Below are 22,404 nucleotides of genomic sequence, written 5' to 3'. Positions count from 1 at the left end.
GTCCCGGTGCCGCTGCCGACGTACGTCACAGCGCCCGTCGCGCCCCGCGCACCGGGCAGCATCGACCTCGGCGCCCCCGACACCTGGAGCTCGGCCCGCTCGTCCAGCGTGGCCGAGCCTGCGTCCGACGAGGCCACGGACCCGGCCCCCGCGCAGGACCGGCAGAACACGGCGGCCCGCCGCTCCCGCGAGCGCGGCCGCACACCGCTCTTCGACCAGTACGAGGACGAGGACCGGCCGCGCGCGGCCAATGAGTGACCGGCCGGGACGGGCACCGGTGACCAGCGAGGGAGCGGATTTCCGAGCACCCCGGACGGGGTGCTAGAGTTTCACTCGTTGCAAGGGCCTGTGGCGCAGTCTGGTAGCGCACCTCGTTCGCATCGAGGGGGTCTGGGGTTCAAATCCCCACAGGTCCACCATGCAGCTCAGGATCCCCGCCGGGTTTGTCCCGGCGGGGATTTTTTTGCGCGCAGGCAAGCGCGCCCTCGGATCGATCCCGAGCTACGGGACCCACCGGTTGTTCGCTTCCCGTGTGGATGCAGTCACATCTTCCCGAAGGGCTGTCGGGCGATCGAAGATCGCAGTCCTTGTACCTGTCTGGCCTGGTACGAGACGTCATTTTTCAGTCCGGCCTTGGTGAGTGCCATGTCGAACCAACAGCCATGTGCGTAAGTTAGTTCGGTTGGCACACGTGTGATCGCATCGGGGGCGGGTTGTTGTGTCGGATTGGTCGAAGGACGCTGCGTCGATGGCAAGTGGGGCGGTGAAGTTGCGGAGGGCCCCGCATCGCACAGCGGAGCCGATACACGGTTTCAAGATCGCATCGCCTGGCCTGGCCGCGTTGGGAGCGCTGGCTGCTGCCTCCGGCAGGAAGGGCTGAGACCGGTGGTCGATCTCAACCCGCTGCACTGGATCAGCAAGGCCAACCATGCCTTCGGCGACACCATGGCGAGTGGTCTGGAGTTCCTGGGTATCACGGATCCGGCGGTGGATCCTGACGGGGTGCGGGAGATCGCGAAGCACTGGCGGGCTCTGGCCAAGGGCCTGGAGGACGCGGCCCACGGTGCTGAGGTGGCTGTGTCGGATGTGGCGTGGGAAGGGGAGACCGCGAAGGCGTTCTCCAAGCGGGCGCGCACGATGCGTAAGCATGCCACCGATACCGCGCACTCCCTGCGTGGCGGCGCCACCGCGCTCGACAAGTTCGCCGATGAGGCGCATGAACTGATCACGCAGATCGGTGTGATGGTCGCGGAGATCGCCGAGTTCGAGATCGCCGGCCTTGCCCTGTCCGTGCTCACGGCCGGGATGTCCGAGGTTGCATCCACCCTCGTGGCCGGTGAGCGCGCTTTGAAGGTCATCGCGTTGGTCACGCGGATCGAGGAGGAAGGCAGCGCTCTCGGTGCCACCGTGCGCACGGTGATGGAAGCCGTCCGCAACGTCGAGCGGGCACTCAAGGCCCTCAAGGACATCAAGACCGTCGCGAAGGTCGGCAAACTCGCCGGTGAGGGACTGAAGTTCACCGCCTTCACCACCGCCCTCGAGGACCCCGGCGCGTTCAAGGACCCCGGGAAGCTCGCGAAACTCCTCACCGAGGGTGCCATCGCCGGAGTCGGCCTCGGCTTCCTCGGCAAAGCCCTCGGCAAGGGACTCAAAGCCCTCAAACCCGGAGAGATAGCCGACCTCGCCAAAGCGTTGAAACTCAACGGCTCAGGGTTGTCCCGGCTCAAACTCCGCCCCTCGGAGTGGGAGAAACTCCCCGCTTCGATCCGCGGCATGTTCAAGGAATGCAAACTCGACCCGATCGACGTCGCCACCGGCGACATGCTCCTCCCCCAGACCGACATCACCCTCCCCGGCACCCTCCCCCTCATCCTCGAGCGGACGCATATCTCGTCCTACCGGTGGGGCGGATGGTTCGGCCCCTCCTGGGCCTCCACCCTCGACCAACGCCTCCAAATCGACGACGAAGGCGTCATCTACACCACCCCCGACGGCGCCCGCCTCACCTACCCGCTCCCACCCACAGACAGCAACACACCCGTCTACCCGGACACAGGATCACGCCTCGCCCTGACCTGGGACACCGAAACCGATGGCGCCCTGCGCATCACCGACCCCGACACCGGCCACGCCCACATCTTCCACACCCCACAACCCACCAACAACAACCAAGCCGTCGACCTGCCCCTGCACACCATCATCGACCGCAACAACCAACGCATCACCCTCCACTACACCGACAACGGCACCCCAGCCGAAGTCACCCACACCGGGGGCTACCGCATCGCCCTCGACCACCACCCCACCCAACCCCGCATCACCGCCCTACGCCTGCGCGACCCCGAACGCCCGGACGCCCCCGGTACCCTCGTCCTCTCCTACGGCTACAACGAGGCGGGTCACCTCACCGACGTCACCAACTCCTCCGGCCTGCCCCTACGGTTCACCTACGACCCCGAAGGCCGCATCACCTCCTGGACCGACCGCAACAACACCACCTACGCCTACACCTACGACACACGTGGCCGCGTCATCCGCACCGAAGGCAGCACCGGCTACCTCTCCGGCACCCTCACCTACAACGACACCACCCACACCACCACCGTCACCAACTCCCTCGGCCACACAAGCCACTACCAACACAACAACGCCTACCGCCTCACCCGCACCACAGACCCCCTCGGCCACACCACCCACCAACAATGGGACCCCAACCACCGACTCACCACCGTCACCGACCCACTCGGACACACCACCCACTACGCCTACAACGAGAACGGGCAGGTGGTGTCGATCACCCGCCCGGACGGTCACAGGACGAGCGCCGAGTACAACGCCCTCGGCCTGCCTACGGTGGTGACCGGGCCAGACGACTCTTTTTGGCGTCTGGAGTATGACGAGCGCGGCAACCGCACCAGAGTGGTCGATCCTGCAGGGGCTTCCACACAGTTCTCCCGCAGTCGATTCGGGCATCTGATCTCGATCAGTGACGCTCTTGGCCACACCACTCGCGTCCGTTGCGATACCGCAGGGCTTCCCGTGGAGGTCACTGACCCGCTCGGCGCTGTCACTGTGTACAAGCGGGACTCCTTCGGCCGCCCGACCGCGGTCGTGGACCCTCTTGGGGCTGTCACACGCATCGAGTGGACGGTCGAGGGTAAACCGGCCCGTTCTGTCGCACCCGACGGGTCTGCCGAGGGGTGGACGTACGATCCTGAGGGCAACTGCATCAGCCACACGGATGCCGTGGGGGCTGTAACCCGCTCCGAATACACCCACTTTGACCTGCTTGCCGCCCGCATAGGCCCGGACGGAACGCGCTATGAATTCGCCCACGACACGCAGCTGCGTCTGACGAGGGTTACCAACCCTCAGAGTCTGACCTGGAGCTACGAGTACGACCCGGCCGGACGTCTGTTGTCCGAGACGGACTTCGACGACCGGCCGCTCAGCTATGAATACGACGCGGCCGGACGTCTCGTCGGCCGCACCGATGTACTCGGTCAGGCCGTCCGCTTCAAACGTGATCCGTTGGGGCAGATCATCGAGAAAAGCGCGGGCGTTGCGCTCACTACCTTCTCCTACGATGTCGCTGGACAGCTGATCCAGGCCCTCGGACCGGATGCAGACCTCACTCTGCGACGTGACATCGCCGGTCGTCTGCTGTCCGAGACAGTCAATGGCCGAACCTCCAGGTACGAATACGATCTGTTGGGCCGCCGCACGAGCCGGGTCACCCCAAGTGGAGTAACCAGCCGCTGGAGCTACGATGCCGTCGGCCGCACGACCGAACTCAGCACGGGTGGGCGCAGGTTCGAATTCGAACATGATCCATCGGGTAGAGAGTTGGCCCGTCACATAGGCGAGGTCACCCAGGTAAACGTCTTCGACGAATTGGACCGTCTCACCTCGCAGACGGTGGCCACCGCCCATGGCGGGCATATCCAGCAGCGTACCTATGCTTACCGCCCTGACGGAAACCTGGTTCGCTTCGAGGATCAAGCGGGCGGTATTAGCCACTTCGAACTGGACTCGGCGGATCGCGTCACCGCTGTCTACGCCCACAACTGGACTGAGCGCTACGCGTATGACGAGGCAGGTAATCAAACCCAAGCTGCGTGGCCGACGTCGCACCCCGGCCAGGAATCCACTGGTTCCCGTACTTATAGCGGAACCCGAATCACTCACGCCGGAAACGTGCGTTATGAGCATGATGCCCGCGGGCGTATCGTTCTGCGTCAGAGAATACGCCCATCTCGTAAGCCGGACAGCTGGCGGTATTCATGGGATGCCGAGGATCATCTAGTATCCGTTATCACCCCGGACGGAATGCGCTGGCGCTATCGTTACGATGCGCTGGGTCGGCGCATCGCTAAGCAGCGCCTGGCAGCAGACGGCGAATCAGTTGTCGAGCAAGTCGATTTCACCTGGGATGGCACCACCCTCTGTGAGCAGGCCACTGTTTCAGCAACGCAGTCGAATACCGTAGTCCTTACCTGGGAACACCGCGGCCTTCAGCCCATCGCCCAGACGGAGCGAAAGATTGCCGCTGACGCCCCTCAGGAAGAGATTGATTCTCGTTTCTTTTCTATCGTCACCAGCCTCGTCGGGGCCCCCACGCAGCTCATTGACGAGCGTGGCGACATCGCGTGGCATGCGCGCAGTACCCTCTGGGGATCAACTGCCTGGGCTGGGGATAGCACCGCGTACACGCCTCTTCGGTTCCCGGGGCAGTATTTCGATCCCGAAACGGGTCTCCACTATAACTACTTTCGCCACTACGACCCGGAAACCGCACGTTATCTCACCCCTGACCCACTTGGTCTCACCCCAGCTCCCAACCCGAGCGCATACGTTCACAACCCTCATACCTGGGCTGACCCGCTGGGTCTTTTCGGATGCGACTACCCGACTGATGCCGATGCCTTCCCGGGTATCGTCTTCCGGTCACTGGCCAAGGGTGAAGAACCGGCACTAGGTCTGACGGCCCGACAGCCTGATGCCGTCGATGTGAGCCCGCTGTCCCACGTGGCAGGTAAGAAGCTGACCCCTTGGATATCTACGACGAAACTTCCGAGCGCGGCCTTCGAGAAGTATAATGGTGGTTTCGGTGTTGTCGCCATTGACCTGTCGAAAATCACCGGACGAGTTGAGGATGTATCAGCTGGCTTCCCTGGCAAGGGTCGATTCGATCTTTATGCACGTAAGGACCAGGAAGTTCTCATACATCAGCATGTGCCCCCCGAAGCGATTATTGGAGTCTGGTCATGAAGCATTCGGATCCACAGGTACTAGAGGCGCTCGACCTGGCCTGGGACGACGAAGAGGGTCCTCTCGGTAAGCTGCGGTCCGGGAGATATGATCCGGTTCTGGCCGAGCGCTACATCGAACTCTTGAACTCTATTGAAGTTTCCGAAGGGGAGTCCCTGCATCAGGATTTCGTCAGACTCGTTTGGTTCGCTCCGCAGTTTTCGGAATGGCAGATCGAAAGGACTGTGGAGCTCGGTGCGGACAAGGGTGCGGTGATGAGTTTCTGTGACCGGGTGCGGGAGCGCATCATGGAAATTCTCGGTGTGCCGTAGTGAAGCCTTCGGTCGTGTATCCCATGCGGCGCTTGAAAACCCGGTCGGACGTTCTCCGTCCGGCCGGGATTCCGTGTCTCTGTGGTGGTCCTACTCGAACGCCGCCGCCGCTTCCTTCAGTGCCGCGGCCACCGCTTCCGGGGAGTCCGGTCCTGGTTCTCCCGGGTGGTACGTCACCGAGCGGAGGCGGCCGCGGTGGCGGAAGGCGCCGTGGCGTTCGTACAGCGGCCAGGAGACCGGGGACTTGCGGTCCAGGCCCACGCTGATGCCCTGGAACGGGGCCATGCCGATGAGCTGGTGGACACTGGGCGGTGCGGCCCTCGGTTCGCCGTCGACGCTCACCGTGAACGCCCAGCGCAGGCCCGGCTCGGCTCGCGCCGCCAGCACGATCAGGTGGTCGCCAGGGCCCGTGGGGCCGGCGTCGGTCTCGTGCAGCACGCCGTACTCGTTGTACGCGAAGTGGAGCCGGCCGTCCTCCACGTACAGGCTGTAGCCGCCGCCCTGGTCGCCGTGCGAGACCAGCACCCCGTCGCCCGCCTCGTCGACCGCCACGGTGATCTCGAAGGAGCGCAGCGCGGTCAGCCGCGACGACCGGTAGCGCTCCAGTTCCGGGGTGCCGGGCAGCAGGGTCAGCGGGCGCGAGAGCCGGCGCTCCGCCGGGTTGCGGCGGGCGAGTGCGCCGCTGCCGTCGGGCAGCGGGAAGACTCCGTTGCGCAGGGCCGCGGTCTCCCAGGCCGCCGACAGTTCCTTGACGAGAGCGGGCCGGTCCGCGGCCAGGTCGTGGATCTCGGTCGGGTCGGTCCTGATGTCGTACAGCGCCCACTCGGTGTCGTCGTAGGGCGTGCCGGGGCGGTGCAGGGTGACGAGTTTGTGGCCGTCGCGGTAGTAGCTGCGGTTGCCCGTCATCTCGCAGTACTGCTCGGGGTGGGTGGACCGGTGCTCCGCGTCGGCGAGTACGGGGGTGAAGCTGACCCCGTCCTCCTCCTGGACCGGGGCGCCGTGGCGCTCGGCCGGCCGCTCGACGCCGGCCAGGCGCAGCAGGGTCGGGGCGACGTCGGTGACGTACTGGTACTGGGTGCGCAGCCCGGGGGTGAGCCGGCCCTCGCGGGCGCCCCGCGGCCACGACAGCAGGAACGGCACCCGCACCCCGCCGGCGTAGGTGTGCCCCTTGTACAGGCGGAAAGGGGTGTTGGACGCCATGCCCCAGCCGCGCGGGTAGTGCACCAGGCTGCGCGGGCCGCCGATCAGCTGGGGGTCGCGGTCGACGTCCGGGGTCCAGTCGCCGGGCAGGGCCGGGTGGTGGACGAAGCGGCTGAAGTAGGAGCGGGTGCCCTCGGCGCCGCCCTCGCCCGTGCCGCCGTTGTCGGAGGTGAAGACGATGATGGTGTTGTCGAGTTCGCCGAGGGCTTCGAGGGTGTCGGTGAGCCGGCCCAGGTTCTGGTCGATGTTGTCGACGAGCGCCGCGTACACCTCCATGTAGCGCGCGTAGAGCTTCTGTTGCTCATCGGTGAGGTCGGACCAGGCGGGGACGTCGAGTCCGGCCTCGCTGTTGCGCTCGGGCAGTTCGGTGCCGGGCGGGAGGAGACCGTCGGCGAGCTGGGCGGCGAAGCGCCGCTCGCGCAGGACGTCCCAGCCCTCGTCGTAGCGGCCCCGGTGGCGGGCGATGTCCTCCTCCTTGGCCTGGAGCGGGCCGTGGACGGCGTTGTGCGCCAGATAGAGGAGGAACGGTTTGTCGGGGTCGTGGGCCCGCAGCGACTTCACCATGGAGATGGCCTGGTCGGTGATGTCGTCGGTGTAGTAGTAGCCGTCGGGGAACTCGTCGATGTCCAGCGGGCTGTTGTCGCGTACCAGCTGGTGCGGGTGGAAGAGGCTGGTGAGGCCCTCCAGTACGCCGTAGTACTGGTCGAAGCCCTTGCGCAGCGGCCAGTTGTTCCGGTCGTCCGCCGCGTTGGACGCCGAGTCGCGGACCAGGTGCCACTTGCCGACGGCGTACGTGGCGTAGCCGGAGTCGTGGAGCAGTTCGGCGAGGGTGGGGATGTCGTCGGCGATCTCCATGCCGTAGCCGGGGAAGCCGGGGTCGGAGTTGGCGACCATCGCATAGCCGACCCGGTGCGGGTTGAGGCCGGTGAGCAGTGCGGCGCGGGCCGGTGAACACAGCGGCATGGTGTGGTAGTTGGTCAGCTTTACGCCTTCGTCGGCCAGGGACGTGAGGGTGGGCGTGGCGATCTCGGAGCCGAAGGGGGCGATGTCGCTGTAGCCCATGTCGTCGACGAGGACGACCACGATGTTCGGGGCCTTCTCCGGCGGGGTGGTGCGCGGCGGCCAGGCCGGTTCCGATGCGGCGAAGGTACGGCCGATCCGGCCGGGGAAGCCGTCGTACGGGTCGCGTCGGGTCGTGGTGCTCATGGGCGTGTGGACTCCGTCGTCGTCGTCGTGGGTCGGGGAGAGGAGCACGGCCGGGTAGTGGTGCGCGGTCGGGTAGTGGTGTGCGGCTGGGCAGGGGTGTGCGGTCCGGTAGCGGTGTGCGGTCGGGCAGCGGTGTGGTCCGGGGCGTGGGGCGGTGGTTCGGTCATGCCGGGACCTCGCTGCGCCGCGCGTGCTCCGCCAGGGGTACGGGGTCGGGTGCCGCCGCCAGCAGCGCCCGGGTGTACGGCTCGCGGGGGTGCTCGCAGATCTCGTCGGCGCTGCCGCTCTCCACGATCCGCCCCTGGTGCATCACCGCGATGCGGTGGCTGACCTGCCTGACCACTCCGAGGTCGTGCGCGATGAAGACCAGGGCGAGGCCGAGGTCGCGCTGGAGATCGGTGAGGAGGCCGACGATCTGCGCCTGTACGGACACGTCGAGCGCGGAGACGGGTTCGTCGCAGATGAGGACGGACGGTTCGGGGGCGAGCGCACGGGCGATACCGATGCGCTGGCGCTGCCCGCCGGAGAACGCGCGGGGATAGCGGTCGGCCACCGCCGGGTCGAGTCCCGCCCTGCGCAGCAGTCCTGCGACCCGCCGCTCCCGTTCCTCCCGGTCGCCGATGCCGAAGGCGACGAGTGGCTCGGCCACGATCTGTCCGACCGTCATCCGGGGGTTGAGCGAGGCGTACGGGTCCTGGAAGACCATCTGGACCTGTCGGCGCACCGCGTGCAACTCGCGGCGCGACGGCCGGGTGACGTCCGCACGGCGCAGCCGCAGGGTGCCGCCGTCCGCCGGGTGGGCGTGTGCCAGGACCCGGGCCAGGGTGGACTTTCCGGAGCCGGACTCGCCGACGATGCCGAGGGTCTCGCCGGCGGCGAGCGTCAGGGACACCCCGTCGAGCGCGGTGAAGCGGCGCCCACGGACCCCGCGCCCCTGGTACGTCTTGCGCAGGCCCTCGGCCTCCAGGACGGTCGCCCCCGGTGCGGGGCGGTCGATGAGGGTGGGCGCGGCGGGTGCGGTCAGGGGTTCGGTGCGTCGGGCGGCGGGCGGGCAGGCGGCGCGTACCCCGCCCGTGAGCGGGGTGAGCACCGGTGTCTGCGTACGGCAGCCGGCCTCGGCGAAGGTGCAGCGGTCGGCGAAGGCGCAGCCGTCCCCGAGCAGGGTGAGGTCGGGCGGGCTGCCGGGGATGCCGGTGAGCCGGGTGCCGGACGGGGCGGAGAGCCGGGGCACCGCGGCGAGAAGACCGGCGGTGTACGGGTGGCGGGGGCGGGCGAGCACCTCGGCGGTGGGGCCGTCCTCGACGACGGTGCCGCCGTACATGACGAGGACGCGGGCGCAGGCGCGGGCGACGACGCCCATGTTGTGCGTGATGAGGACCAGGGCGGTGCCGGTCTCCCGGTTGAGGTCGGCCAGCAGGGTCAGGATCTGGTCCTGGACGGTGGCGTCGAGGGCGGTCGTCGGTTCGTCGGCGAGCAGGATGTCGGGCTCGCCCGCCAGGGCCATCGCGATGAGGATGCGCTGGCGCTGGCCGCCGGAGAACTGGTGCGGGTGGTCGTCCGCGCGGCGGTGCGGTTCGGGGATGCCGACCCGGTCGAGGAGTTCGACGGTACGGGCCCGGCGGGCGGCTCGGTCGCGGTTGCCGTGGGCGCGGAGCACCTCGTCGAGGTGGCGGCCCACCGTCAGGACGGGGTTCAGCGCCGTCATCGGGTCCTGGAAGATCATGCCGATCCGGGCGCCGCGCACCGCGCGCAGTTCCTGCTGGGTCGCGGTGGCCAGGTCCTGCCCGGCCAGGCGGACCGAGCCGGTGGTGATGCGGCCGGTGCCCGGCAGCATCCGGGTCAGGGCGAGCGCGGTGGTGGACTTCCCGGAGCCCGACTCGCCGACGACCGCGAGTGTCTCGCCGCGGCGCAGGTCGAAGGAGACATGCCGGACGGCGCGCAGGGCCGGTCCTTCGGGTGAGGTGAACTCGACACCGAGGTCACGGACCTGGAGCAGATCCTGTGCTGTCTGTGCTGTCTGGGTTGCTTGGGCTGTCTGAGCTGCTTGGGCTTCCTCAGCTTCCTGGGCTGCTTGGGCGGTCATCGGCGTATCTCCCTGTTGAGCGCCTCGGCGATGAGTGAGAGCCCGAGGACGAGAGCGGTCACGGTGATCAGCGGACCTGCCGCGAAGGTGGGGGCCTGGGCGAGATAGGGCATGGCCTGGCTCAGTACGGCTCCGAGCGTGGGCGCGGGCGGCCGTACGCCCACCCCGAGGAAGCTCATCGCTCCCTCGATGAAGACGGCGACGCTCAGCGACACCGCGATCTGGACGATGAGCGGGTCGGCGGCGTTGGGCAGGATGTGCCGGACCAGCACCCGGCGGCCCGAACTGCCGCCGACCCGGGCGGCCGTGACGTACTCCTGCTCCCGCTGGACGAGGATGCTGCCGCGCAGCAGCCGCCCGAAGGCCGGGACCTCGGCGAGCGCGATGACCAGGATGACGGGGAGCCTGCCGGGGCCGAGGATCGCGGTGATCGCGAGGGCCAGGATCAGGCCGGGGAAGGCGAGGACCAGGTCGAAGACGCGCTGGACGACGGTGTCGGCGGCCGGGTGCGCCGCGGCGGCCAGGGCGAACAGGCAGCCGAGCACCGCGCCCGCGGGGACCGCGATCGCGATGATGCCGAGATCGGCCCGGATCCCGTACAGGACCCTGCTGAGCAGGTCGCGTCCCAGGTCGTCGGTGCCCAGGGGGTGGCCGGGGGTGCCGAGCCCGGCGAGGCTCTGGCCGCTCTGGTCGGTGGGCCCGTGTCCGGCGATGAGGGGGGCGAGCAGCCCGGCCAGGACCACGGCGCCGACCAGGACGAGACCGGCCCGGCCGCGGACGGTGGACAGCGCGCCGCGGTACGGATGACGGCTGCGGGCCGGGCGGCGCGGGCCTGCGGGGGAGTGGCCGGTGGGGTCCGTGGGCGTGGTGGGGCCGGTGGGACCTGCGGGACCGGTGGGGGAGTGGACGGTGGAGTCTGCGGGCCCGGTGGGGCGTGTGGGGTCTGCAGGGCCGGTGGGCCCGGTGGGGCCGGTCGGGGAGTGGTCTGCGGGGCCGGTGGGGCCGGTCGGGTGGAGGTCGGCGGTTGAGCTCATGGCGGTTACTCCCACCTGATCCGGGGGTCGACCCAGGCGTACACGAGGTCGGTGAGCAGCTGGACGAGGACGAAGACGGCGACCAGGAGCAGCAGGAGGTCCTGGACGACCGGGTAGTCGCGGAGGGTGAGGCCCTGTTCGGCGAGCTGGCCGAGGCCCGGCCAGGCGAAGATCGCCTCGACGAGTACGGCCCCGCCGAGCAGTTGGCCGGTCTGCATGCCGAGCAGGGTGACCACGGGCGGCAGGGCGTTCGGCAGCGCGTGCCGCCACAGCAGCCGGCGCGGTGCGACCCCGGCCGCAGCTGCGGTACGGATGAAGTCCTCGGCGAGCGCGCGCTCGATGCCGTCCTTGAGGTAGCGGCCGAGTACGGCGGCGCTCGGCAGCGCCAGGCAGAGCGCGGGCAGCACGAGATACTGCACGGCGAGGTCCGGGGCGGTGAGGAAGGCCACCCGGCCGCCCGGGGGCAGCACGCGGAGGCTCACCGCGAAGAGCCACACGAGCAGCACGCCGCTGACGAACGGCGGCACGGCGAGCGCCGCGGTCGTCGTCACCCGCACCGCGCTGCGGATCCACCGGCTGCGCGCCGTGGCACCGAGCATGCCGAAAGCCGTACCGAGCACGATCACGAACAGCAGCGCGCCCAGGGTGAGTTCGGTGGTGGCGCCGAGGCCGTGGCCGATCAGGTCGGCGGTCCGGCCGCCGACCGCGTACGAAGGGCCGAGGTCCCCGGTCAGCAGGGAGCCGATCCAGTGGGCGTACTGGGAGAGCAGCGGCGCGTCGAGGCCGAGCCGGTCCCGGATCGCGGCGACGGTCGCCGCGTCCGCGTCGGGCCCGGCGAGGGTGGTCGCGGGGTCGCCGGGGACGAGCCGCAGGATGGTGAAGATCAGGAAGGAGGCGATGACCAGGACGAGGAGGGCGGACGGCAGCCGCCGGATCAGATAGCTGCGCATGTCACACCAGGTAGGCGTGGTCGAGGTTCAGATACGAGAACTTGTTCAGGGCCACACCGTGCAGTTGGCGGGCGGCGACCTGGATCTGTCCGCGGACGACCAGGTCGATGATGAACGCCTCGTCGAGGAGGATGCCGGAGATCTCGTCGTGCAGGGCGTTCGCCCGCGCCGCGCTCGACTCCGGTTGTGTCCATGCCTCCCGCACCACGCGGGTGTAGTGCGCGGAGTGGTACTTGGAGGTGTTCTTGGCCTCGTTGAACGGATAGGCACTCACCGCCAGCGTGGAGGGCTGGACCTGGGCGAAGCCGTGGTTCATGGTCCACAGGGCCGGCATGCCCTGGGAGATCAGCTTCTTCTGCGCGGTCGCCGAGTCGGTGGGCTGGAGGGTGACGTCGACGCCCACCTGCTTCAGGTCGTACTGGACGGCTTCGGCGATCGCCGTGTCGCTGGGTAGCGCGATGTGGAGGAGGGGCAGTTCGAGCTTCCCGTGTCCCGCGGACTTGAGCAGTTCGCGGGCCTTGCCGGGGTTGTGGGTGTAGTGCGTGCGGTGGGCCTCGGTGAAGGCGGGCGACGACTTGGGCCAGGGGGCGGCGGAGGCGAGACCGTACCCGCCGAGTGCCTGGTCGAGGAGGCGGTCGCGGTCGACGGCCCAGGCGATGGCCTGCCGGACCGTCCGGTCGTCCAGCGGGGCGACCTTGGTGTTGACGCCGAGGTAGACCGCTCCGGCCCCGGTGTCGTAGTCGGTGATGCCGAGCTTCGGGTCGGCCTTGACGGTGCCCAGGCTCTTCCCGGGGACGTCGAAGGAGAGCTGGGACTGGCCGGAGCGCAGGGACGAACTCAGCGCGTCGGCCTGGGGTATCACCCGTACTTCCACCCGGTCGAGATAGGGCCGGCCCGGCAGCCAGTAACCGTCGTACCGGGTCAGGCTCAGGCCGGAGCCTGGGCTCCACTTCGTCAGCCTGAACGGGCCGGTGCCGATCAGTCTCTTGCCGGTGACGGCGTCGTCGACCGTGCCCGGATCAGTGATGATCATGAATTCGAAGAGATCGAAGAGGTTGTTCACGCGGTGCGCGAGCTTCAGTACGAGTCCGTGGTCACCGCGCTTCTCGAAGCCGGTGATGGTGGCGGCGGTGCTGCGCAACTGGGCGGCACGCACCGGGTTCTGCAGATTCTTCACCGCGAAGATCACGTCGTCCGCGGTGAACGTCCGGCCGTTGTGGAACGTGACGCCTTCGCGCAGCTTGAGCGTGATGCTGCGGCCGTCCTTGGCGTACGTCCAGGAGGTGGCGAGTTCCGGCTGGGGCGTGAGGTGGTCGTCGTACCGGGTCAGGGTGTTGTAGATCAGCCGGTGCTGGAGGGCCTGGTTGCTCTGCGAGAAGAGCAGGCCGGGGGTGAAGTCGCTGTTGATGGCGACATTGACGGTGCCGCCGCGCCGGGGGGCGGCACCGGCGCCCTGCGTCCCGGACGAGGCGTCCGAGACCGCGGAGCGGCAGCCCGAAAGACCCAGCCCCGTCAGCAGGGTGGCGCCGCCCGCGGCCCGCAGGGCGGTGCGGCGGGACGGCCCGGTGGGCATGGAGGGGTGGAGCTCGGTCATCGAAACCTGCCTGTGGCGGTGAGAGACAGTGAGGGGCGGGGTGTGCTGCGGCATTGCTTCCGCAGCGGTACGAAGTGGTTCCACGCGCGCTTACAGAGCCCGTACGCCGTGAGCCGTGACGCGTGAGCTGTGCTGCGTGAGCCGTGACGCGTGAGTAGTGCTGCGTGAGTAGTGCTGCGTGAGTCGTACGTCAGGCGGTTCTGGCGTGAACAGGTAGGGGAATGCCGGGAGTTGTGCGCGCCGGTGCGGGCGGTGCGGGCGGTGCGGAGGTACGGGAGGTCCTGGCCCGGTGTGCAGGGCCGGCCGGGAGCGTGACCGGGCCGGGCCGGGTCAGCTGTGGGTCACGGGCAGCCGGGACGGGCCCGCGGGGAGAGCGTCCGGGTCAGCCGCGCGGGGCACAGACCGCGCTGGCCTGTCGACAGAGGTCGACGTGCCTGCGGGAGATGAGGCGCATGTCCGGGTTCACGGGAGCAATATGGCAGTGGCCTCGCCGGGCGGTCAACACGGTCCGTCCGGATCCTGATACCGGGACCGGCTCAGGACTCGGCTGCGCGGCTACTCGCCGAACGCCGCCAGAGGGCTTCTGAACAGCGGGTTCAGCAGAATCGTGCCGGCCGCCACGGGCAGAACCGCCGTTTCGGCATGTGGAATCACGATCCGTTCGGGATCGGCGCAGACATGGGACAGGTCGACCGCCGCGCCCCGGATCTCCTCCAGGTACTCCGGGTTGACCAGGCTGGAGTTCTCGGTGATCACGACCAGATCGGGGTTGAGGACATCGAGCAGCAGGGCCGCCGCACGGCCGACCGCGCGGGCCCTTTCGCGCAGCAGCCGGTCCGCGCGCCGGTCACCGGCCGCCGCCGCGTCCACCACCAGGAACACATCCGGCTCCGGAACGATCCCGCGCCGCACGGCGGTCAGCGCGACCGCCGTGTTGGAGGCCGTCGCACCCAGACAGCCGGACCGCCCGCAGGGGCAGACGACCGTGGAATCGGGCACGGGCAGATGCGCGACATCACCCGCGCCCGACCCGGGCCCCTGGTGCACCACCCCGGCGATGCCCAGGGCCGCGTCGACCACATTGCCGACGAAGAGATGCACCAGGCTGCGGCGCGCCGCAGGCCGGCCGAAGAGGATCTCGGACTGGGCGATGGCACGCGCGTGATTGTCGATCCGTACGTGAAGTCCGCCCAGGTCACGGGCGAGTTCAGCGGCGAGCGGCCGCTGGTGCCAGCCCAGTGCCGGGTGCCGTACGACGGTCCCCGGCCCGGGATCCACCCAGCCGCCGATGGCCGCGCCCACCCCCAGCAGCCGGCGGCCGCCTGCGGTGTCGTCGAGGAACGTCCGCAGCCCCTGGCGGATCCGGTGCGGCAGCTCTCCGGGATCGATGCCGTCGTGCGGGAACGCCCGGCGGGCCAGCAGCTGTCCGCGCAGGTCGAGCAGGCCGAACGTCGAACCGGGTACGCCGATGTGGACGCCGCCCGCCACCGGGCCGCCCGGCTGCCCGGTGTGCAGGTCGACCGGGATCTGCGGTCTGCCGACACCGGTGCTCTCCGTGAGGTCGGGCAACTCCCTCACCAGGCCCAGGCGGACGAGATCGGTGCACTGACGGGACACGGCGGCCGGGCTGAGGCCGGACAGCTCGGTGATGGTGCGGCGGGCGACGGGGCCGTGATCGAGCACGGTGCGCAGCACCGATGCGGCATTGGCCTCGCGGCGGCCGTCACCGGTCGCCCGGGAGATCCGGGGGGCGGCTGTCATGGGACTTCCTTCGTCCGGCGCCGCCGGGGCGGTCGCAACGTTACGGCGGCATGAAATCGCGCCGCTGTGTGGGACCCGGTTCACGACGGGGTGTGCGCACCTCGCACGGCTGGCTGAAAAGCCGCTGCTCAGAGGTGCTTTGAGGGTGCGGGGGCGGTGCTGCCCGAGGCCCTGCGCAGACGCCGATTCAACCACTCCCGCGCACGGTCCGGCAGACGAAGGGCCCTTGACGCGGACGGAAGGGCGCTGGAAATCTCCGGGGCATGTTCGCGACGGCCGTTCCCGACGCGTGGCCCGCCCACGCCACCCGCCCCGCTGTGCGGGTGGCGTGTCCGGGCGGCTGTCGCTGTACCGCCGCCTGACCGGACGGCCCGGCGGTTCCGGTCTTTCCGGCCACGCCGCACCGTCACCACCGGTGGGCCGTAACGGCCCGAAGGTCCGTGACCACGTGGCCCCGAAGGCTTGTCGTCACTCGTCAGCACTGACCCGTACCTGACCTGACCCCGTAACTGGCCCCGTAACCGCACACGTTCGGCTCTCTCGTCCGTGCCGCCCTGGCTTCGCCGCTCGGCCTCATTAATTCCTCTCCAAGATTAATCACCGGATGATCTTGGCCTCCGAAGGGAATCCCGCCATGTCCTCGGCAACCACCGCAGCTGCTTCCGCCCCCGCCACCGGAAAGTCCGCCACCGGAAAGTCCGGCGCGGACGAGGTCACCGTCCAGAAGCTCGGCGGCCGTATCGGCGCCGTCATCTCCGGGGTGCGCCTCGGAGGCGACCTCGACCCGGCGACCGTCACCGCCGTCCGGGACGCGCTGCTGGCCAACAAGGTCGTCTTCTTCCGTGGCCAGGACCACCTGGACGAGGACAGCCACGAGGCGTTCGGCCGGCTCCTCGGCACCCCGGTCGCACACCCCACCGTCCCGTCCGCCGACGGCCGTTACTCGCTCGGCATCGACTCCGACCACGGCGGCCGGGCCAACCAGTGGCACACCGACGTCACCTTCGTCCCCGCCTACCCGGCCTTCTCGATCCTGCGCGCCGTCGTCATCCCGCCGTACGGCGGCAACACCCTGTGGGCCAGCACCGCCGCCGCCTACGCCGGGCTGCCCGAGCCGCTGCGCGCCCTCGCCGACACGCTGCGCGCCGTCCACTCCAACGACTACGACTATGTGGCCGTACGCCCCAACGCCAGGCCCGAGGCCCTCGCCCAGTACCGGAAGGTGTTCACGTCCACGAAGTTCCTCACCGAGCACCCGGTGGTGCGCGTCCACCCCGAGACCGGCGAACGCGTCCTGCTCCTCGGCAACTTCGTGCAGCGCATCAGCGGTCTGACCGGCCGGGACTCGCGCGCCCTCGTCGACCTGTTCCAGTCGCACATCGAGCGTCCGGAGAACACCGTGCGCTGGCAGTGGCAGACCGGTGACGTAGCCATCTGGGACAACCGCGCCACCCAGCACTACGGGGTCGACGACTCGGACGAGCACACGCGCAAGCTCCGCCGCGTCACCATCGACGGGGACGTCCCGGTCGGGGTCGACGGCCGCCCGTCCACCCTCATCAGCCCCGAGGAGGTGCCCGACCCGGCCTTCGGTATCGCATCAGGCGCATCGGGTGCATCAGGCGCAGCCGGTACCTCGGGCGCATCAGGTACCTCGGGCGCGGCCGGCACCCGGGTGCCGGAGACGGCCGGCGCATGAGCACCTCCGCCGGGGCGCCCCCGCAGGTGATCGTGGTCCTCACGGACCAGCAGCGCTGGGACACCACCGGCGTGCACGGCAACCCGGCGGGGGTGACACCCGAATTCGACCGCATCGCCCGCGAGGGGACGCTCTTCGAGCAGGCGATCACCCCCAACCCGGTCTGCGCACCTGCCCGTTCGGCGCTCCAGACCGGCCGCTACCCCACCGCGACGGGGGTGTTCCGCAACGGGCTCCCGCTCCCGCGGGACATCCCCACGCTCGCCGGTGAGTTCGCGGGTGCCGGTTACGCGACCGGGTACATCGGCAAGTGGCACCTGGCGGGCGACGACTGCCCGCCCGGCCCGGTGCCGTCCGGTAGCCGTGGCGGCTACCGGACGTGGCTCGCTTCGGACCGGCTCGAATTCACCTCGGACGCCTACCGCACGGTGGTGTACGACGAGGACGGCGAGCCGGTCCGGCTGCCCGGCTACCGCTCGGACGCGCTGGTCGACGCGGCCATCCGGTTCGTCGCCGACCACCACGACCGCCCGTATCTGCTGTTCCTCTCCCTGCTGGAACCGCACCACCAGAACCCGGCCGACGACTACCCCGCACCCACCGGCTTCCGTGAGCGTTACGAGGGTGCCTGGCTGCCGCCCGACCTGGCCGCGCTCGGGCCCGGCGCCCCGCAGGGCGGAGCCCACCGGCACATCGCCGGATACCTCGGTCAGATCAAACGGGTCGACGAGGGGGTGGGGCGGCTGCGCGACGCCCTGCGCAGCCTCGGGACCGAGGAGAACACGGTGCTGGCATGGACCGCCGACCACGGTTCCCACTTCCGCACCCGCAACAGCGAGTACAAGCGCTCGGCACACGAGGCATCGGTCCGGGTGCCGCTCGCGCTGACCGGGCCCGGCTTCAGCGGCGGCGGCCTGGTCAGGGAACCGGTCGGCACGGTGGACCTGATGCCGACCCTGCTGGCCGCCGCGGGCATCCCGGTGCCGGACGGTGTGCAGGGGCGCTCGCTGCTGCCGCTGACCGGCGGCGGCCGTGACCCCGGCCGCCCCGGCTCCGTGTTCGTGCAGATCAGCGAGGACCGGGTGGGCCGTGCCGTGCGTACGTCCCGCTGGAAGTACGCGGTCGACGCACCCGGCGCCGACGCCTGGCACGCCCCGGGCGCCGACCGCTACACGGAGACCGAGCTGTACGACCTGGCGGCCGATCCGTACGAGCTGGACAACCTCGCGGGGCTCGACTCGCACCGGTCGGTCGCGGACGGGCTCCGGGACACCCTGCTGGGGTGGCTCGACCGGATCGAGGACGCGAAACCCGTGATCGAACGGGCCGCGCCCCGCCCGGCCGGCCAGCGCCGTGCGGAGTCGTTCCCTGCGGAAGTGCCGTGGGAGGGGGTGCGGTTCGGCCACCGGCCCTGAGGGTGCGGCCGGTGAGCAGGGGGGACGCGGGCTCGCGTCACCCCCTGCTCCAGCGCTGGGACGTTCCTCCGTCGCACGGCGTCGTCGCCAGACCGCTGCTCATGGCCAGGTCGAGGCAGCCGCCGCTGAACTCGCTCACGAGGCTGCTGCCCGAGCCCGCTTTCCACAGCCGGCCGGCGTTCGACGCGCAGTCGCCCACGATGACGTTCTGGCCCATCATGTTGGCCGCCAGGCACCGGCCGGTGTGCTTGTTGACGAGTGTGAACGTGCCGCCCGACGCGCTGCGGGCCGTCCACTGCGCGGTGGAGTCCGAGCAGCTGCCGTGGTCCGCCGCGTTGCCGTACGTCTCGATGATGCACGCGCCGTCGTCGCCGTTGCGGTAGCTGTGGGTGCCGGACGCGGGGGGCTTGGGGGCGGTGGGCGTACCGCCGCCGGAGCTTCCTGAGCCGCCGGATGTGCTGGAGCCGCCGCCTGAACTTCCGCCCGAGCCGCCGCCGGTGCTGCCGGAGGTGCCCCCGCCTGAGCCTTTGTGTGAGCCGCCGGAGGAGCCCCCGGTCGTGGAACCGGACCCGCCCGCGCCGCCGTTCCCCCCGTCGCCGGCCTTCCCTTTCCCCTTGTCCTTGTCCTTGTCCTTGTCCTTGTCCGACGGCTTCGCCTTGCCCGGAGAATGCGCCGGGGACGCCTTGCCGGACGGGCCGCCCGATGCCGTCCCCGCCGGGGCCGCGTGTGATGTGGCCGGGGTGCCCTGGGCCCGGGCGTCGGGCGCGGAGGTGTGCGGGAGGTACTGGACGGCGAGCGTGGCGCCGCCCGCGATCAGGACGACCGGGACCGCGGCGAGGATGACACGGGTACGACGGCGCCGCTCCGGCCGTTCACCCGCGGAAGCGGACGCAGCCCCGGACGCGGGCCCCGCAGCCGCCCCCGGCTTTCCGTCCGCGAGGGGGACCGTCGGCAGGTCGAGCTTCTGGACCTGCGCCGCGAACGCGGCTCGCTCGGACAGTGACCCGCTGATGTCCGCCGGCCACAGCGGTTCGGTGAACGGGCCGTGCTCCTGCGCGAGACAGAGGAGTTCAGCCGCGGTGGGGCGGCCGTCGGGGTCCTTGTCCAGGCAGGCCGCGACAGCCTCGGCGAGGCCGGGGTCCAGCTCCCGCAACGGCGCCAGGTCCGGCTCCTCGTGGACGACGCGGTACAGCACACCGGGCCCCGACTCGTCACCGAACGGCGGCCGGCCGGAGCCCGCGTACGCGAGGACCGAGCCCAGCGCGAACACATCGGTGGCCCCGCTCAACTGCCGTGACCCCGAAGCCTGTTCGGGTGCCATATAGGCCGGCGTACCCACGACCATGCCGGTCCTGGTCAGCTGGGACTGCTCGGCGGCCCTGGCGATGCCGAAGTCGATGAGGGTGAGACCGCCGGAGGTCAGCATGACGTTGGACGGCTTGAGGTCCCGGTGCACCATGTCCAGTGCGTGCACCGACGCCAGCCCGGCAGCCGCCTCCCGCAGCAGCAGCCACAGCGCGTCCGCGGGCAGCGGACCGTCGTGCAGCTCCATCGCCTCCCGCAGGGTGAGCCCGGGGACGTACGCGGTGGCGAGCCACGGGGGCCGCGCGTCGCGGTCGCTGGCCAGCAGCGGCGCGGTGGCCTCCGGGGGCAGCAGGGCGAGGTTGTCCAGCTCGTGCGCGAAGCGGCGCAGGAAGTCCTTGTCCTCCCCGACCACCGAGGCCAGCAGCTGTTTGACGGCGACATACCGGCCCTCGTGGACGCCGAGGTACACCCGTCCCATACCGCCGGCGCCGAGCCGCCCCGCCAGCGGAACCGGTCCGATCCGGCGCGGGTCGTCCGGCTCCAGTGGCTCGGCCCCGCTACCCCTCAGCTCCCACACATCAGCCCCGTTAGAATTGGAATCAATTTCTAGAAATCTACTGGACAACCGGAGAGGATTCCATGAGCCCGAAGCAGCAACGCGGTGAACTGACAGCCGAGTTGCTGCTGGACACGGCGCTGCGCCTCTACGCGGCCGACGGCCCCCGTGGCGTCACGGTCGGCGCGGTCACCCGGGCCAGCGGGGTCAGCGCGGGCAGCCTCTACCACCACTTCGGCAGCGTCGAAGGGCTGGTCGCCGCACTGACGGACCGCTGGCTCGGGCGGCTCCTCGGCGATCTGCTCACGTCCCTGCGCGGCGCCCGCACCGCCCGTACCGGCATCCGCGCCCTGGTCCTGGCCTATCTCGCCTTCGTCGATGAGCACCGGGACGCCGCCCTGCTGCTGCACTCCGCCACGGCCGACCGCCGCACCATGGAGCAGGGCAAGGTGCTGCGGGACGCCCAGGAAGCCAGGCTCTCGGCCTTCGCCGGGTGGGCCCAGCAGTTTGTGACATCCGGTGAACTCGCCCCGCTCTCCATGCCGTTGATCGAGTCACTGGCTCTGGGCCCGGTCGTCGGTGTCGCCCGGCGCTGGCTCTCCGGCACCGGGGACGTCGATCTCGGCGAGGCCGCCAGGGTCCTGCCGGAGCGGATCTGGCTGTCGCTGGCCGCAGCGCGCGGACCGGCGGTCCCGACTACCGTGGAGGCTCAGTGATTCGAACATCCGAGGAGCGTTCCGTGACGGCCGGCAGTGACAAGCCTCTGATCGACACCAGCAGACCCCATCCGGCGCGCGTCTACGACTGGCTCCTGGGCGGCAAGGACAACTACCCGGTCGACCAACAGGTCGGCGAGAAGCTGCCGTTGGAGGCGCGCGCCAACGCGGCGCGCAACCGGGCCTTCATGCACCGCGCGGCCGGGTGGCTGGCGCGGAACGGGGTCGACCAGTTCCTCGACATCGGTACGGGCATTCCCACCGCGCCCAATCTGCACCAGGTGGTCCAGGCGGTCACGCCCGCCGCCCGGGTCGTCTACGCGGACAACGACCCGATCGTGCTGCGCCACGCGGAGGCCCTGCTGATCAGCAGCCCGGAGGGAGCAACCGACTACATCGACGCCGATGTGCGGGATCCGGAGTCGATTCTCGCCCGCGCCCGGGAACTGCTCGACTTCGAGCGGCCTGTCGCCCTGTCGCTCATCGCGCTGATGCACTTCCTGCCTGACGACCAGGACCCGTACGGCATCACGCGCGCCCTCGTCGACGCGCTGCCTTCCGGCAGCTGGCTGGTGCTCTCGCACGGCACGGCCGACCAGCATCCCGAGCTGGAGGACGAGACCAGGACGGCGTACCGCAACGGCGCCATCTCGCTGCGGATGCGCACCCGGGCGGAGGTGGAGCCGTTCTTCGCCGGGCTCGATCTGGTCCCGCCGGGGCTGGTGCCCGCGACCGAGTGGTACCAGGACGGGCCCGCGCCCGAGCAGGAGCGGAGCGGGTTCTACGTGGGGGTGGCCAGGAAGCCCTGAGCGAGCGGCTTGGCGAAGCAGCGGCTGCTCTCGTACTCCCGGTAGTGGCCGAATTTGGCGCAGGGTGTGTAGCCGCTCGACGTGTACAGCGCGATCGCCTCGGGCTGCTGGTCCCCGGTCTCCAGCACCATGCGGGTCCGGCCCGCCGCGCGGGCGCTCTCCTCCAGGGCGGCCAGGATCCGGCGGGCGAGACCCAGACCGCGTGCCTCGCGCACCACGTACATCCGCTTCAGCTCGGCGTCGCCCGTCGCGTACCCCTCGGCGCCGGCCCCGTCCTGGTTCCGCCAGCCGCCGGTGGCCACCGGGCTGCCGTCCTCGTCGTACGCCAGCAGGTAGAGCCCGGCGGGCGGGTCGAACATCGTGGCGTCGAGCGGGGTGATGTCGCCCTCGTCGCCGTAGCGCTCGATGTATTCGAGCTGGACCTGGTCGTTGAGCTTGACCGCGTCGGGATGGTCGTAACGGACCGGCCGGATATTCATGCGAAGCATGGTACA

14 protein-coding genes, 1 tRNA gene and 1 pseudogene are annotated in these 22,404 nt (G+C 70.0%); 8 read left to right on the top strand and 8 right to left on the bottom strand.

All coding sequences use genetic code 11. From position 1 onward, the window contains the following. The 4 genes and pseudogenes from G3I19_RS04150 to G3I19_RS04135 form a co-directional block, all read left to right on the top strand. Positions 1-258 (top strand): annotated as a pseudogene (locus G3I19_RS04150) (hypothetical protein); the annotation flags it as partial. An 84-nt stretch (positions 259-342) separates the two neighbouring features. Further along, positions 343-419, top strand: a tRNA-Ala gene (locus G3I19_RS04145). A gap of 466 nt (positions 420-885) precedes the next feature. Beyond that, positions 886-5,271 (top strand): DUF6531 domain-containing protein, encoded by a 4,386-nt coding sequence (locus G3I19_RS04140; RefSeq protein WP_343234976.1) that lies wholly within the window; start codon positions 886-888, stop codon positions 5,269-5,271. Next, positions 5,268-5,582 (top strand): hypothetical protein, encoded by a 315-nt coding sequence (locus G3I19_RS04135; RefSeq protein WP_164259569.1) that lies wholly within the window; start codon positions 5,268-5,270, stop codon positions 5,580-5,582. The genes G3I19_RS04140 and G3I19_RS04135 overlap by 4 nt, the downstream gene beginning before the upstream one ends. Positions 5,583-5,672: 90 nt before the next feature. Here the strand turns inward: G3I19_RS04135 and G3I19_RS04130 are convergent, their stop codons facing one another. The 6 genes from G3I19_RS04130 to G3I19_RS04105 form a co-directional block, all read right to left on the bottom strand. Further along, positions 5,673-7,988 carry an arylsulfatase gene (locus G3I19_RS04130; RefSeq protein ID WP_164259568.1) on the bottom strand — a complete coding sequence of 772 codons (2,316 nt, stop codon included), beginning with the start codon at positions 7,986-7,988 and terminating at the stop codon, positions 5,673-5,675. Positions 7,989-8,151: 163 nt separating this feature from the next. Continuing rightward, positions 8,152-10,071 (bottom strand): ABC transporter ATP-binding protein, encoded by a 1,920-nt coding sequence (locus G3I19_RS04125; protein WP_164259566.1) that lies wholly within the window; start codon positions 10,069-10,071, stop codon positions 8,152-8,154. Then, positions 10,068-11,105 carry an ABC transporter permease gene (locus G3I19_RS04120; RefSeq protein ID WP_239073950.1) on the bottom strand — a complete coding sequence of 346 codons (1,038 nt, stop codon included), beginning with the start codon at positions 11,103-11,105 and terminating at the stop codon, positions 10,068-10,070. The genes G3I19_RS04125 and G3I19_RS04120 overlap by 4 nt, the downstream gene beginning before the upstream one ends. 5 nt (positions 11,106-11,110) lie before the next feature. Next, positions 11,111-12,055 carry an ABC transporter permease gene (locus tag G3I19_RS04115; protein WP_164259564.1) on the bottom strand — a complete coding sequence of 315 codons (945 nt, stop codon included), beginning with the start codon at positions 12,053-12,055 and terminating at the stop codon, positions 11,111-11,113. 1 nt (position 12,056) lies between these two features. Beyond that, positions 12,057-13,649 carry an ABC transporter substrate-binding protein gene (locus G3I19_RS04110; RefSeq protein ID WP_164259562.1) on the bottom strand — a complete coding sequence of 531 codons (1,593 nt, stop codon included), beginning with the start codon at positions 13,647-13,649 and terminating at the stop codon, positions 12,057-12,059. 555 nt (positions 13,650-14,204) lie between these two features. Further along, positions 14,205-15,410 (bottom strand): ROK family transcriptional regulator, encoded by a 1,206-nt coding sequence (locus tag G3I19_RS04105; protein WP_164259560.1) that lies wholly within the window; start codon positions 15,408-15,410, stop codon positions 14,205-14,207. Between the two features lie 634 nt (positions 15,411-16,044). Between G3I19_RS04105 and G3I19_RS04100 the strand changes: the two genes are divergently transcribed. Beyond that, the gene (locus G3I19_RS04100; protein WP_275402686.1) at positions 16,045-17,109 is read left to right on the top strand and encodes a TauD/TfdA family dioxygenase; all 1,065 of its coding nucleotides are present in this window, start codon (positions 16,045-16,047) and stop codon (positions 17,107-17,109) included. Then, positions 17,106-18,524, top strand: a complete 1,419-nt coding sequence (locus G3I19_RS04095) for a sulfatase-like hydrolase/transferase (protein ID WP_164259558.1) — start codon at positions 17,106-17,108, stop codon at positions 18,522-18,524. Before G3I19_RS04100 ends, G3I19_RS04095 begins: the two co-directional genes overlap by 4 nt. A gap of 37 nt (positions 18,525-18,561) precedes the next feature. Here G3I19_RS04095 and G3I19_RS04090 read toward each other — a convergent pair whose 3' ends face one another. Then, a complete protein-coding gene (locus G3I19_RS04090) occupies positions 18,562-20,406 on the bottom strand; it encodes a protein kinase (protein ID WP_164259556.1) in 1,845 nt (614 codons plus the stop codon). A gap of 62 nt (positions 20,407-20,468) precedes the next feature. On the opposite strand from G3I19_RS04090, the gene G3I19_RS04085 reads away from it, so the two are divergent. Continuing rightward, the gene (locus G3I19_RS04085; RefSeq protein ID WP_164259554.1) at positions 20,469-21,101 is read left to right on the top strand and encodes a TetR/AcrR family transcriptional regulator; all 633 of its coding nucleotides are present in this window, start codon (positions 20,469-20,471) and stop codon (positions 21,099-21,101) included. 23 nt (positions 21,102-21,124) lie between these two features. Next, complete coding sequence (locus G3I19_RS04080; RefSeq protein WP_164259552.1) at positions 21,125-21,910, top strand: SAM-dependent methyltransferase; 786 nt, start codon at positions 21,125-21,127, stop codon at positions 21,908-21,910. Here G3I19_RS04080 and G3I19_RS04075 read toward each other — a convergent pair. Next, positions 21,883-22,389 carry a GNAT family N-acetyltransferase gene (locus G3I19_RS04075; protein ID WP_164259550.1) on the bottom strand — a complete coding sequence of 169 codons (507 nt, stop codon included), beginning with the start codon at positions 22,387-22,389 and terminating at the stop codon, positions 21,883-21,885. The genes G3I19_RS04080 and G3I19_RS04075 overlap by 28 nt on opposite strands. Positions 22,390-22,404: the final 15 nt, after the last annotated feature.

This window comes from Streptomyces sp. SID10853, assembly GCF_010548145.1.
In the GTDB taxonomy this organism is placed as follows: Bacteria; Actinomycetota; Actinomycetes; order Streptomycetales; family Streptomycetaceae; genus Streptomyces.
The sequence above is the reverse complement of the archived record's forward strand: the minus strand, read 5'-3'. Positions and strand labels throughout refer to the sequence as shown.

Excerpts from the sequence above, each read along its gene's own strand:
- G3I19_RS04130 (WP_164259568.1), bottom strand. The coding sequence starts at position 7,988 with ATGAGCACCACGACCCGACGCGACCCGTACGACGGCTTCCCCGGCCGG.
- G3I19_RS04085 (WP_164259554.1), top strand. The coding sequence starts at position 20,469 with ATGAGCCCGAAGCAGCAACGCGGTGAACTGACAGCCGAGTTGCTGCTG.
- G3I19_RS04100 (WP_275402686.1), top strand. The coding sequence starts at position 16,045 with ATGTCCTCGGCAACCACCGCAGCTGCTTCCGCCCCCGCCACCGGAAAG.
- G3I19_RS04135 (WP_164259569.1), top strand. The coding sequence starts at position 5,268 with ATGAAGCATTCGGATCCACAGGTACTAGAGGCGCTCGACCTGGCCTGG.
- G3I19_RS04105 (WP_164259560.1), bottom strand. The coding sequence starts at position 15,410 with ATGACAGCCGCCCCCCGGATCTCCCGGGCGACCGGTGACGGCCGCCGC.
- G3I19_RS04115 (WP_164259564.1), bottom strand. The coding sequence starts at position 12,055 with ATGCGCAGCTATCTGATCCGGCGGCTGCCGTCCGCCCTCCTCGTCCTG.
- G3I19_RS04110 (WP_164259562.1), bottom strand. The coding sequence starts at position 13,649 with ATGACCGAGCTCCACCCCTCCATGCCCACCGGGCCGTCCCGCCGCACC.
- G3I19_RS04125 (WP_164259566.1), bottom strand. The coding sequence starts at position 10,071 with ATGACCGCCCAAGCAGCCCAGGAAGCTGAGGAAGCCCAAGCAGCTCAG.
- G3I19_RS04095 (WP_164259558.1), top strand. The coding sequence starts at position 17,106 with ATGAGCACCTCCGCCGGGGCGCCCCCGCAGGTGATCGTGGTCCTCACG.
- G3I19_RS04120 (WP_239073950.1), bottom strand. The coding sequence starts at position 11,105 with ATGAGCTCAACCGCCGACCTCCACCCGACCGGCCCCACCGGCCCCGCA.
- G3I19_RS04075 (WP_164259550.1), bottom strand. The coding sequence starts at position 22,389 with ATGAATATCCGGCCGGTCCGTTACGACCATCCCGACGCGGTCAAGCTC.